Genomic DNA, 11,593 nt, shown 5'->3' on the forward strand with positions numbered 1-11,593 from the left:
GGCGCCTTCATCCACACAGGCCGACAACGGGGTACGTGCTATCCCCGCCCCATGCCGAAACCGACGCGCCTCGATCTCCGCCGCCTCGAACGCGACGTATCCGACGCCCCCCTGCGGTCCGGCGGACACGCGCCCGGCGGTCGGCCGGCCACCGGGCTCATGGCGGTCGTGCGCGACAACCTCGAAGCCCTCGTGGCGATGCAGGCCGGTGGCGTCACCTGGAAAGCCATCGCGGCCGGCCTGACCAAGCAGGGCTACACGACAGGCGACGGCCGCCCCCTGACCGGAGCGCAGATCAGCGGCCTCGTGTCGAGCGTGCGCCGCCAGGCCAAGCGCCGCGCGGCCAAGATGGGAGCCCGGCAGACGCGATCTGATCTGCCGGTGGACCCGTCGCCCCGCCGCACGGAGCGCCGGCTCGCCTTGTCCGCCGATCTAGCCTCGCTGGCCAGCCCGCTCGATCGGACGACCTCGGATGCGGGCCGGACCGAAGACGCCATCCGGCGCGAGAATCTCGACAAGCTCCGGGACATTCTGAAGAAGGACTGACAGCCATGGCCCGCATCCTACTCGTCGTCCAAGACAAGGGCGGCGTCGGCAAGTCGATCGTCGCGCGCGCACTCGCCGAGGCCGTGCCCGAGGCTCCTCTCATCGAGGTCGACGCCTCGAAGCGGTTGATCGAGCTGGAAGACCGCGTGCAATTCTTCCCCATGCGCGCCGAGCGCGCCGCGATCGAGCGCACCGGCGGGCGGGCGGCGCGGGCCGAGTTCGATCCGGTCATCACCGCGATGACGGCGGCGAGCCTGCCGACCATCGCCGATGTCGGCGCCAACACGTCGGCAAGTTTGCTCACCCTGCTCGCCGATCTCGCCCCGGACCTATCGGACGCAGGCATCGCGGTCGGCGTGCTCGTCGTGGTCACCGCCGAGCCGGGGGCCCTGGCCGAGGCGCCGCGCCTGCTCAAGCTCGCCCAGCCGTTTGCCGCAGCGCGCTTTCTCGTCGAGAACCGGCTGCGCGGCGAGGTCGATGCCAAGACGCTGGCCAAGATCGGCGCCGGCGCGACGGCAACCGCGCTGGCCGAGCAGGTCATGGAAGACAAGGCCGTCGAGATCCTCCAGGCCGGCGGGCTCGCCTCGATCCCGCAACTCGACGCCGCGAAGCTCAACGAACGTCACGGTCTCGCGCTCGGATCCAGGATCCGGCGTGACCTGACCCGCTTCCGCGCCGAGGCGATGGCCGCCGTCAAGCCCGCCGCCGAGTGGCTGGTCGGATGAGACCGCCGGAGCCGGCACGGCACCCTTCACGCGCTGATCCCGATCGGGCGCTACGACAAGCCAGGGCGGAGGCCGCCGCGGCCGAGCGCGCCGTTGCGGCCGCGAGCGCGCAGCGTCTGCAGGAATGCCTCGGGCTGGCTCCGGCCGAACGGATGCGCCACCTCAACCATCCCGACCTCATCCTGGCCGACCGGATCGCCCTGCGCCGCTCGCTGGAGGCAAGCCTGGTGCCGGGTCGGCGCCGGTTACAGCATCTCCAGCCGCGCGGCCGATGGAGTCATATCACGAAGTCCGTCCTGATCCGGGTCGGTCTCTCGCCGCTCATGATCGGCTCAATCGTCGTCGGTGCTCCATGGCTGTACGTGTCGTGGCAGAGCACGCGACCGTTGGCGTCGCTGACCGAGAAGGGCCTCGTGGCCTTCACATGCCCGGACGGCCGGCAGGAGTACCTCGCTCTGCCAAAGGGGACGACGGTCGCCGTGTTCGACCGATCGGCGGCCGATCCCGTGATCGGGCTGTGGTGCCCGCGCCTCGACTACGCGCTCGCCTCGGTGCCGCGGGCATCCCTGCGGATGTGGCGCTGACCGCTCATGATCGGGTCGGCCCGACGGGCGGCGCACCATCGAGCAAGCCGGTCAACCGGGGGTCGTCGTACTGGGTCTTGCGTAGCTTCAGCGGGTCGGTCGTGTACCGGCCCGAGTTCAGGAACACGATCGAGTCGCGCTGTGTCGCGGCTGCCAGCTCCGTCGGCGGCACCAGCGCCACTGCGGTGGGGACGTCGTGGATGTCCGGTCCGCCATTGCGGCCCGGCCGCGGATCGACGCCGGTATAGGTCCCGATCGTGTCCGACCAGTGCCGGCTCTCGTCGCCCTCCGCCCGCGACAGGTTGAACAGTATCAGCGCTTCGGCCGTGCCGAGGATCGTGTCGGCGCCGGTGCGCTCGTAGAGTTCGATGACCTGCGAACGAGTTTGCCAGAACGTCCACAACGACATGCCATAGCCGGGCAGTTCACCGACGCCGCGCAAGATCGCGTCGAAGGGGCCGAGCACCGCCGCCTCGTCGATGATCGCCACGATGCGCTCGGACGGGCGCGTCCGGCGAACGGCGGCGAACAGGTCGGCTAGCAGCCACCGGACGAACGGAGCCAGGATCAGGCGGCGGTTGTCGGCGGGCAGCACGATGTAGAGGTCGGTGTCGCCTGCGCAGAGATCGCCGAGCTCGAAGGTGTGGTCGGTGATCACCTGTTGCATGCGCTCGTCGAGCGCCCAGCTGAACACCTGTGCGGCCGTCGACAGGATGGCCCCGCGCGAGCGATCGTCGGGGGATTCGAGGATCCCAATCGCGTCGCGAGAGGCGGCGTCGGTACGGCCATCGAGGGCGCCCCGCAGCCGAGCGGGATCGCGGATGAGGTTGGCGGCTTCAACGACGTCGTTCCGGCCGTCGCGGATTGATACGCTCAGCGCCGCGACGACGACCGAGACGGCGCGGTCCTTGAAGAACTCGCCGCCGTCCGACGAGTGCACGCGGTCCGGCAGAAGCGCGCGGGCCATGCTCTGCAGGTATAGGACGTCGCCGGCCTCACGCCCGAGCAGCGGGTTCCACCGATCACCGCCCTGGGCGATCCCGACGGGATCGATGCATCGGACCCTGCGCCCGAGCGCTTCGCGGCGACGGCGCACGGCCCGCACGACGTCGCCCTTCGGGTCGACGACCACCACCGGTCCGGCCCAGGCATCGGGCTCGGGCAGGACGAGGTTGGGCAAGATTAAACCGGAGGTCTTGCCGGACCTGGGCGGCGCGATGGTGACCAAATTGCCCTCGACCTGGATGCGGGCCGTCCGGCCCGTGACGGGATCGAGGCCGAGTTCCAGCCCCTCGCGCATGCGCGCGAGATCCTTGGGGCCGGCCCATTTGGCGTCGCCGTAGCGCTTCGACCGGTGACGCGAGGGCACGAGCGTGCCGCTCGTCAGCACGATGACGATGGCCGCCGCTGCCGCACCGACGATCCAGGCAAGCGCGACGCGGCCACCGCCGGGCAGGCCGTCGGATCGGCCCAGCGCCATGTTGGCATAGGTTCTGCCGATCCGCTGTACGAGGAACGACGCCTTGTCGCTGAGGGCCGCCCCCTGCGGCGAGAACCATACCTGCGGCGTCCCCGGGACCGACGGCCAGCCCCCCGGATCGAGCCCATGCGTCGCGAGGAACGCCGCCGGATAACCGAGGACGAGAACCCCGATAACGATCAAAATAATGGACGTGACACGCCAAGCGAGGCCAGGACGATGCATGTCCATCAATGTCCGATGCGATAGTACTGCAAGACGTGTATGTTTCTATAAATTCGGCGACGGCAAGATGATGTTGCGCATATCAACCGATGTTAAAAAGTCATTGGCGCCGACCTGCGCGATAATCGCCGGCCCGCGTTTGTTCGCACAACCGCGCACAACGCGCTGAGCAATTTTCATATCGGCGGGAGTCCTCTGAGTTGCAAGCAAGCTCTCGGTATTTTCGTTCATCAATTCACATAGAATAACTGTATAATGCTTATCTTTTAACTGCTCTATGGCGTATTCAAGCAAAGCGAGCGGGGTGTATGGATCATTGTTCGGGGGAACAAAAACAGGATGCCCCTGCCTGAACGTATGCATCAAATCTTCGTCGGCATCTTGGATGAGGGATCTTAGCTGATCATCGGTAACGTAGATATACACGCAGGCTGGACTGTAAAGATTCGAGCCCCTAAGCAGGGCGATATACGCCTCTGGCGGATGTAGATCCCTTTTGATGAACGCATATTCTCGGTCGGTCAAAGACATGAGGAAGGTGATGATGCGATAACCCTCTTGGAGAGCTTCGCGTTCATTCCAGTGTTGGCTCAGCATGATTTGTGCATTGAGATCTGGCATATTATCCGCCGTGCTCGTTTCCCGTGATCCTGACATACATTCCGACCGTTGAAATTTTAGAGAGATATAGGATAAAGTTTTATTGAAATTTAGATTAATTATCACGGTCGTTACTTGGCATCGTCCTGACCAAGCGGATAGCGACGAGCTAGGCGGATGCATCGCGCCCGAATTTGAGCTTCGTGACAGGCATCACATCGGCCAGAATCAGCATCGGCTGCGATGATCGGTTCGTTGGGAACTGACCATCCACCATCCACCGTTGCATGATCCGTCTGGATGACGGTTGGGTCGCACTGCGTGCCCGGCCGCGGTCGCCAATGGCTTTCGGTTCCTCATCCTACCGTTCGACGTGGGAACATGGTCTCGCCTGACGCCGCCGAGGCCGTCATGGGCATGATTGCCCGGACGCTGCTTCTCGCATGGGCCGGCGAGAGCTTCAGGCTGTCGAGCGAGCTGATCTGGGTCCGCCCGGTCGCGATCGCCGCATTGCTCGACCTCCCTCTCATTGCCGCGGAGTAGCCCAGCCATGGCCGAGCGCAGCAACGCGGACAAACCGACCGCCAGCCGTGCGGCTCAGCTTTCAAGGGCGGCGCGGCCGGATGCAGAGCAGCCATACGACCGACGCGAAGGTCGCACCATCTGCTGCAGACGCGACGAGAAGGCTCAGATCCATCCTCGACATAGTCCCGAACGCGACCGCGCGAGCGTGCTGACGACGTTGACGGCGACTCACTGCGTCCTGTTCGCGGACAACGCCCGGGGTCACGGCTGGCTGCTGCGCGCGGTAATGCTGCCTTTGGAGGTGGAGGATCTGACGGCGGGCCAGAGCCGCGGGCCAAGACTGACGGCTAATGGACGAACACAGCCGCAAACCCATGTGGGCGCCGAGATCCTGATGGGCCGATGGCGGGACATCGGTCCCATCCGGCCGAACGCCGTGAAGGCACGCGGGATTTCGACGCGCTCCGAGCCGTGGGTGCTAGCAGCCCTGTGAACGAGGGCGCGGCAGCCGACTTGGATCAGGTCGGTTCGGGCGAGGCCTCGATCGCCGATACCCGCGCAAGCTCCTCGGCCGACAGGTCAAAATCGCGCCGGAGGCGCACCGCGCCGGCCATGACCTCTTCTTTGCAGCCGGGGTGGTTGGTCAGGATTTCGAGCCGCAGCAGTTCGTAGGATGCGGATCCGGGCTGGCGCTGCGTCAACCGCGTCGCCACGGTCAGCGCCCGCTCGATGTCCCCTGCCAGCCAGAGGCAGCAAGCCAGATGCCGTCCGGCCAGATCGTGACGTGCCGGGACGATCGTCCCGTCCTGCACGAGCCCGAGCAGTTCGCGCACGTCCGGTCCGGGCGAAGGCTCGGTGAGCAGCAGCACGACGCCGACCATGTCGAGGTGGGCGATGAGCTTGAGCGCGGCATCGCTGCGCTCCGGGCGGCCTTGACGCCCCAACTCGTCGCGGACGAGCGCGTGCAGGTCGTCGTGGAGCGCCCGGAGCTCGGTCTCGAACGCGCGCACGAAGATGTCCATGCCGTACGCGCAGAAAGCGCTCACCATCGCGAGCCGTAACTCCAGACGCTGATGGGGCGTCGTAGAGGCGAGGAGTGGCTCGATATCCCGCGTTAAGTCCAGCGTCGGGCCGCCGCTGTTCACCCGCAGGACGCCCTCGAACCGGACGAAGCAGCCGAACTGGCCGAGGATGGCCGCGCGGCGCAGGTCCCAGGGTTCGTCGGGCCTGGCTGCGGCGCGCAGGGGTCCGAGGTGCGACGGGGCATCCCAAGCGGCGACCTCGCCGAGCGCCCGGCAGAAGCCTGGCCACTGCCATTGCGCACCGGGCTCCGCGGCGAAGCGGACCAGAACCTCGGCGGCTCGGACGGGGTGATTGCGGCTGGCCCGCAGGAGCAGTTCCAGCAGCCGCCCGACCTCCTCTGGGGTGCGGGCGTTCGACAGTTCGTCGAGGAGGACACGATGGCCACGCGTGAACGTATGGTGTTCCCACCTTTGGCCGCTGCCGATAGCGTGTTCGAGCACGAACGCCTCGCCGGCATTGCCGGAGCAGACGGCCCGGAACATCTCCGCCGCGACCTCTGCGCGGTCCGCGTCCGGGCCGAGCCAGTCGCTTAGGGCCGCGCGAAGATCGCCTTCCGACCGGTCGCCGGGCCGCGCGAGTCGAGGCCACGCCGCGGCGGGCGCCGTCGGGTCGTAAGCCGTCACGGTATCGCTCGGCCGCGGCACCGCGCCGCGGATCTCCTCGCCGTCCGCGAGATAGCTGATCAGGTAGACGCGTTCGTGGCAGGCGGCGCGAAAGGCTGTCCGCAGGGTCTCGGCGACGGCGGGCACGTCCGACCAATCCAGCGCGTCGAAGAGGGCGAGCACGTCCGACAGTCCCATCGTCGGATCGTCGTCGAGATGCGCCCCGAACTTGTTGCGCGCCGGCCGCAGGCGATCGACCGCCTGTTCGAAACGATACGTGCGTAGGAAGGCCGTCAGAGGCTCCGAGGGGCCTCCCTCAGCCGCAAGCAGGTCGTCGAGACCCGTCAACGCCTGCAGCGCCCCCGCGGCGACCGGCCGGGTCACGAGGCAGTCGGCGAAGCTGACGACGTCCGTGACGAGCCGCGCCTGAAGGATTCTGCGCACCCGAGGGAACGCCGAGAACCGATCGAGCACCGCCTGATCCCAGGCAATCCAGCGCGCGATCAGGGCGAGCTGGGATGCCCGCTCGTGGAGCGGCGTCGTTCCCATGCCGCTGAGCGTCCCCGGCCGCGTCATCCCGAGCGGGTCGGCGGCGAACTCCGCGCGCGGGGCAGCGGCGGACGCGCGAAAATCTATGAGCGCGGCCGCGAAGGCGGCGTCGCCGATCTCGGCCGGAGCCGCGGGCAGCGGCGCGTAGCCCGGCAGCCCGAGGCCTGCCAACGCCTCGTAGATTTGCGCGGCGCCGTCGACGAAGACACCAATCTTGCCGGCCTCCACGTCGTTCCACAGCTCGATGCGACGCCCGAAGTCGAGATCCTGGACGTGAGCGCTGAGCTTATGCCGGGTCGTCTTGAAGTACTCGTCGAACCAAGTGGCGTAGGTCTCCTTGGCGTCGTTAAAGGCCTGGATCGATCCGAACGGCTGGACGAGCCGGCGCAGCCCGCGGCTGTGGGCGACGACGTCGTAGGCGCGCACCAGGACGTGCCGCGCGATCAGTCGGCCGGACCAGGCATCAGGCGCGGCGCCGGACAGCGCGGACGTTAGCCGCAGGTCGTCGACGAGAAAGCGCAGCTTCTCGAGGCGGATTGAGATGTTGGAACTGGCCATCCTGCGCAGATAGGTGCGGGCGTGCCCGATCTGAAGTCCGCCGGGACATCCGTAGGATTCAGCAATGGTTCGTGACACGTGATACGTGCCCATGGACAGGCAATATCAGCAGCGGCGGATCGGGCCTTGATCGGCGTCACACATTTCTGTACGACATGTTCAGATGCGACCCGGATTCCGCCGAGGAATCAGTGGTTTGCGCGGAGTTGGCCGCTGGGTCAGAATCCTGGCGCCCCAGCCAAGCCTCAGCTAAGTCGTTCGATGGCAACGACTTATATGCCGGACATCTCTTCCCGCACTCAGGCGTGACCGTCAGCACTCTGCCATGGCCGGACAAGGTGCGGCCCCAGAAAAGGCGCGCTGGATGTTCGGTCCCAACCTGGAGTGTGCCGGATCGAGCCTGAGCCGGTCTGGCCGTTTCCCCCAGGTCTGGCAGATGAATTCGTAGAGCCTCCGGTCGCACAGGGACTTGAGCCGGCGCCCGTATCTGTAGGCCTCCACGAACATCGCCGGTGATGGCGCATGCGCCGTGGCTGGCGTCGGGGTGCGCGAGCCATCCTGCGCCCGTGAATCAGACCGTCTCGGGTTCAGATGGAACGACGGTGCGACGGTCGAACCCGATGCTGGCGTTCCGCGGAGGCGACCAGAGCCGCGGCGAGGCCGGCGGCCACCAGATCCTCGGCGAGCCCCCGCGCGAGGCCGAAGGGTGCGCCCGTGCCGGGGCCCCGCGCTGCACGACCGAGCAGCGTACCGGCGACGGCGCCCGCGACGCCGGCCAGTGCCCCGGCCTCGAGCGAGGCGCGGCGCCCGGCGAACATCCAGCCACCGACTGCGCCGATCGCGAGCCGGACCGCGAACGAGGGGGAATGCGCCGGTCGGGCGCGAACGGCATCTTGTCCCCGGCCATCTCGGCAAACGCCGCCGTCGTGGCGACAGTCCGTGCAACGGGACCGGCGGGGATCGCAGCGCTCCGGGTCCGCCCGTGTGCGGCAGCCCAACTCAGTGCGGCGCAGGCCGACATAGTGCGCAACCCGGCCAAGAACCCGATCCCGGCCGAGGTCCCATAGTCCTGCATCGTGCCTGCCCTCCGTCGGATGGAATGCCCATACCGAACGGGCAAGACGGCAGCGCCGGCCGGTGTTCCAACGGACATCACCGGATCGGCGCGGGGGCGCGCGCGGCCTTGTCGGAGACGTTGCGAAAGGCCGCAGGTGGCGTCGGGAGCCCTCAGTTCGGGCGAGCGTTGACCGGGACTATCATGAATCGCGGTGGTCGAGCCCCCCGGCTCCCAGCCGCGAGCGCGCCGGCCGCTGCGTTCGCCCCGTTCGCCTGCGGCCGGCGCGTCCCCTCTTCACGGGCGCAGCTCATCTCGACCGACTGCGGGATCGGTCCGAGGATTGTGGCGCGCCGGAATCGGTTCCTGGGATTGAACGGGCGCTTCACGTGGCCCGGCACGGTGCGGTTCGTGAAGGGCGAATGCTTCTGCTTCATCGCGTCCGTTCCGTACGAAACGTTCGACGCGATCTGCCCGCGCATCAGAAGCTTCGACGACGCCCCCGAGCTGAAGGCCACCTAAGACGAATGGCGCGGTCGCCACTCGACCTCCCAAGCGCGCATCGCAGCGGGCGAACCGGACGCGGTCCGAGCGGGATGGCAGCACGATTACATCGCCGGGCGCGATCCGGCTGTCCGCGAGGGACCGACATTCCACCGCACCAAGCGGATTTTGGCCCAAGCCCGTCCGGTCGGCGCCGATGTCGCGCTATGGAACATCGCAGTTTTCGTCGCGCCGCGGCGCCTGAAAGCGGGCCCTCGCACCGCCGCCGCGTTCGTCGCGCACATGCCCGGAACATGAGCATCGAGCGCGCGTTCTCTGCGCACTTCCTGAATAATCGCTCGCCAACAAGGCAACTCGATGCGCGACGTCAACATGTCGAACGGCACGGCTATGCTTGCGACGTGGAAGCGTAGCGGTAGAACCGCCCCTGCGATGAGCAACGCTGGACTGGCAAAGTCGGCACCCATCACCACGACAAGTCACGCCCCCCACGGTCAGCAAGGCTCGCCGGCCAACCGCGTTTCTCGCACAAGCGATTTCGAGGGCTTCGGATCCTTCTCGAGCTGAGGGCCCGGATACGGGATGTCTGGGTTCGGCTGGTCCCTCCCAGAGGCCCAAGGCGGGGCCGCCGACACCGAAAGGTGCGATGCGCGGGTCGCGATGGCACTGAAGCGCTTCTTGCGGATCACCCTGCTGTTTCGCCTGTGCGATCGGACTCTCCCGGCAGAAGGCCCGTTCCGGTGGTCGCCGCGACGCTCGAATGACCCGTGCCGCCGATCAATAGGCCTCTAAGGGCGCCGTGGCCATCGCCGGCGGCCCGAAGCCCATGGCATGCACGAAAAAAGGGCCGGCGCGCAGCGCCGGCCCTCTTTATTTCGTCCGATCGATGCGGGCGCACGAGTGAGACCCGTGCGCCCGATTCCGAAAAGAAATCAGTCGTTGATGGCGGCGACGACGCCGGCACCGACGGTGCGGCCGCCCTCGCGGATGGCGAAGCGCAGCTTCTCTTCCATGGCCACCGGCACGATCAGCACCACGTCCATGGTCACGTTGTCGCCCGGCATCACCATCTCGGTGCCCTCGGGCAGCGTGCACACGCCGGTCACGTCCGTCGTGCGGAAGTAGAACTGCGGGCGGTAGTTGGTGAAGAACGGCGTGTGGCGGCCGCCCTCTTCCTTCGTCAGGATGTAGGCCTCGGCCTTGAACTTCGAGTGCGGCTTGACCGAACCCGGCTTGCACACGACCTGGCCGCGCTCCACGTCCTCGCGCTTCGTGCCGCGCAGCAGCACGCCGACGTTGTCGCCGGCCTGACCCTGGTCGAGCAGCTTGCGGAACATCTCGACGCCGGTCACCGTCGTCGTCGTCGTCGGACGGATGCCGACGATCTCCACCGACTCACCGACCTTGACGATGCCGCGCTCGACGCGACCCGTCACCACCGTGCCGCGGCCCGAGATCGAGAACACGTCCTCGATCGGCATCAGGAACGGCATGTCGATCGGACGCTCCGGCTGCGGGATGTACTCGTCGACCGTCGCCATCAGCGCCAGGACGGCTTCCTTGCCGATCTTGGGCTCCTTGTCCTCGAGCGCCATCAGGGCCGAGCCCTTGGTGATCGGGATGTCGTCGCCGGGGAAGTCGTACTTGGAGAGGAGCTCGCGCACCTCCAGCTCAACCAGCTCCAGGAGCTCCTCGTCATCGACCATGTCGACCTTGTTGAGGAACACCACCAGCGCCGGCACGCCGACCTGGCGGGCGAGCAGGATGTGCTCGCGGGTCTGCGGCATCGGGCCGTCGGCGGCGGACACGACCAGGATCGCGCCGTCCATCTGGGCGGCACCGGTGATCATATTCTTCACGTAGTCGGCGTGGCCGGGGCAGTCGACGTGCGCGTAGTGGCGGTTGGTCGTCTCGTACTCGACGTGGGCGGTCGAGATCGTGATGCCGCGCGCCTTCTCTTCCGGCGCCTTGTCGATCTGGTCGTAGGCCGTGAAGGTCGCCCCGCCCGACTCCGCCAGAACCTTCGTGATCGCCGCCGTCAGCGACGTCTTGCCGTGATCCACGTGCCCGATCGTGCCGATGTTGCAGTGCGGCTTGGTACGGGAGAACTTTTCCTTGGCCATCGTGCAATCCTACCGCGGGACCGGCCATAAGCCGGGCGTAAAGGCGCGGACCGATTAGAGGCTTGTGCGACGATGATCAAGCGGCAGGTTTGCCGGCAGGGCGGATCGCGCCGAATGAGACGTCAGGAGCTGGCCTCGCCGACCGGCTCGTAGAGCCGCTGCGCCTCCGGGGCGCCGCCGCGGCGCTCGCCGAGATCGAGCACCCGCACCAGCATCGTGCCGTGGGGGGCGGCGACGGTGAGCACGTCACCGCAATGGATGGCCTTGGCCGGCGCGTCGGCACGGGTGCCGTTCACGCGGACATGCCCGTCGCTCACCAGCCGGGCCGCCATCGAGCGGGTCCGCGCGAAACGCGCGAACCACAGCCATTTGTCGAGGCGCTGGCGCCCCGCGCTCATCCGGCGATCACGATTGCCGGAGCCGTCACGGCGCCCG

At 67.4% G+C, this 11,593-nt stretch carries 11 protein-coding genes and 1 pseudogene; 6 read left to right on the top strand and 6 right to left on the bottom strand.

Annotation, left to right across the window (positions count from 1 at the left end; translation table 11 throughout):
* Positions 1 to 51 precede the first annotated feature (51 nt).
* The 3 genes from OVA30_RS18455 to OVA30_RS18465 all read left to right on the top strand — a co-directional run bounded on the left by OVA30_RS18455 (position 52) and on the right by OVA30_RS18465 (position 1,855).
* Positions 52 to 546 (top strand): hypothetical protein, encoded by a 495-nt coding sequence (locus OVA30_RS18455; protein WP_268176323.1) that lies wholly within the window; start codon positions 52 to 54, stop codon positions 544 to 546.
* 5 nt (positions 547 to 551) lie between these two features.
* Positions 552 to 1,271, top strand: coding sequence for a hypothetical protein (locus OVA30_RS18460; RefSeq protein WP_268176324.1), 720 nt, complete (start codon positions 552 to 554; stop codon positions 1,269 to 1,271).
* Between the two features lie 152 nt (positions 1,272 to 1,423).
* Positions 1,424 to 1,855, top strand: coding sequence for a hypothetical protein (locus OVA30_RS18465; RefSeq protein ID WP_268176325.1), 432 nt, complete (start codon positions 1,424 to 1,426; stop codon positions 1,853 to 1,855).
* 4 nt (positions 1,856 to 1,859) lie between these two features.
* Here OVA30_RS18465 and OVA30_RS18470 read toward each other — a convergent pair whose 3' ends face one another.
* Positions 1,860 to 3,560 carry a type IV secretory system conjugative DNA transfer family protein gene (locus tag OVA30_RS18470; protein ID WP_268176326.1) on the bottom strand — a complete coding sequence of 567 codons (1,701 nt, stop codon included), beginning with the start codon at positions 3,558 to 3,560 and terminating at the stop codon, positions 1,860 to 1,862.
* A 45-nt stretch (positions 3,561 to 3,605) separates the two neighbouring features.
* On the bottom strand, positions 3,606 to 4,181 hold the full coding sequence (locus OVA30_RS18475; RefSeq protein ID WP_268176327.1) for a hypothetical protein: 576 nt from the start codon (positions 4,179 to 4,181) through the stop codon (positions 3,606 to 3,608).
* Between the two features lie 360 nt (positions 4,182 to 4,541).
* Here OVA30_RS18475 and OVA30_RS18480 point away from each other — a divergent pair, with 360 nt between their 5' ends.
* The gene (locus OVA30_RS18480) at positions 4,542 to 4,703 is read left to right on the top strand and encodes a hypothetical protein (RefSeq protein ID WP_268176328.1); all 162 of its coding nucleotides are present in this window, start codon (positions 4,542 to 4,544) and stop codon (positions 4,701 to 4,703) included.
* 7 nt (positions 4,704 to 4,710) lie between these two features.
* Positions 4,711 to 5,178 carry a hypothetical protein gene (locus OVA30_RS18485; RefSeq protein ID WP_268176329.1) on the top strand — a complete coding sequence of 156 codons (468 nt, stop codon included), beginning with the start codon at positions 4,711 to 4,713 and terminating at the stop codon, positions 5,176 to 5,178.
* A 25-nt stretch (positions 5,179 to 5,203) separates the two neighbouring features.
* Here the strand turns inward: OVA30_RS18485 and OVA30_RS18490 are convergent, their stop codons facing one another.
* Both OVA30_RS18490 and OVA30_RS18500 read right to left on the bottom strand, forming a co-directional pair.
* A complete protein-coding gene (locus OVA30_RS18490) occupies positions 5,204 to 7,570 on the bottom strand; it encodes a hypothetical protein (protein ID WP_268176330.1) in 2,367 nt (788 codons plus the stop codon).
* Between the two features lie 494 nt (positions 7,571 to 8,064).
* A pseudogene (locus OVA30_RS18500) lies at positions 8,065 to 8,552 on the bottom strand (hypothetical protein).
* Between the two features lie 351 nt (positions 8,553 to 8,903).
* Here OVA30_RS18500 and OVA30_RS18505 point away from each other — a divergent pair.
* Positions 8,904 to 9,053, top strand: coding sequence for a DUF6065 family protein (locus OVA30_RS18505; protein WP_268176331.1), 150 nt, complete (start codon positions 8,904 to 8,906; stop codon positions 9,051 to 9,053).
* Positions 9,054 to 9,967: 914 nt separating this feature from the next.
* On the opposite strand, the gene tuf is transcribed toward OVA30_RS18505, so the two are convergent.
* Together tuf and OVA30_RS18515 are read right to left on the bottom strand one after the other, a co-directional pair.
* Positions 9,968 to 11,158, bottom strand: coding sequence for an elongation factor Tu (gene tuf / locus OVA30_RS18510; protein ID WP_012255488.1), 1,191 nt, complete (start codon positions 11,156 to 11,158; stop codon positions 9,968 to 9,970).
* A 122-nt stretch (positions 11,159 to 11,280) separates the two neighbouring features.
* Complete coding sequence (locus OVA30_RS18515; protein ID WP_015824489.1) at positions 11,281 to 11,556, bottom strand: RNA-binding S4 domain-containing protein; 276 nt, start codon at positions 11,554 to 11,556, stop codon at positions 11,281 to 11,283.
* Between the last annotated feature and the right edge of the window lie 37 nt (positions 11,557 to 11,593).

The organism is Methylorubrum sp. SL192, assembly GCF_026672325.1.
Classification (GTDB): domain Bacteria; phylum Pseudomonadota; class Alphaproteobacteria; order Rhizobiales; family Beijerinckiaceae; genus Methylobacterium; species Methylobacterium extorquens.

Coding starts and splice junctions, on each gene's coding strand:
- OVA30_RS18455 (WP_268176323.1), top strand. CDS start 52: ATGCCGAAACCGACGCGCCTCGATCTCCGCCGCCTCGAACGCGACGTA.
- OVA30_RS18460 (WP_268176324.1), top strand. CDS start 552: ATGGCCCGCATCCTACTCGTCGTCCAAGACAAGGGCGGCGTCGGCAAG.
- OVA30_RS18465 (WP_268176325.1), top strand. CDS start 1,424: ATGCGCCACCTCAACCATCCCGACCTCATCCTGGCCGACCGGATCGCC.
- OVA30_RS18470 (WP_268176326.1), bottom strand. CDS start 3,560: ATGCATCGTCCTGGCCTCGCTTGGCGTGTCACGTCCATTATTTTGATC.
- OVA30_RS18475 (WP_268176327.1), bottom strand. CDS start 4,181: ATGCCAGATCTCAATGCACAAATCATGCTGAGCCAACACTGGAATGAA.
- OVA30_RS18480 (WP_268176328.1), top strand. CDS start 4,542: ATGGTCTCGCCTGACGCCGCCGAGGCCGTCATGGGCATGATTGCCCGG.
- OVA30_RS18485 (WP_268176329.1), top strand. CDS start 4,711: ATGGCCGAGCGCAGCAACGCGGACAAACCGACCGCCAGCCGTGCGGCT.
- OVA30_RS18490 (WP_268176330.1), bottom strand. CDS start 7,570: ATGGGCACGTATCACGTGTCACGAACCATTGCTGAATCCTACGGATGT.
- tuf (WP_012255488.1), bottom strand. CDS start 11,158: ATGGCCAAGGAAAAGTTCTCCCGTACCAAGCCGCACTGCAACATCGGC.
- OVA30_RS18515 (WP_015824489.1), bottom strand. CDS start 11,556: ATGAGCGCGGGGCGCCAGCGCCTCGACAAATGGCTGTGGTTCGCGCGT.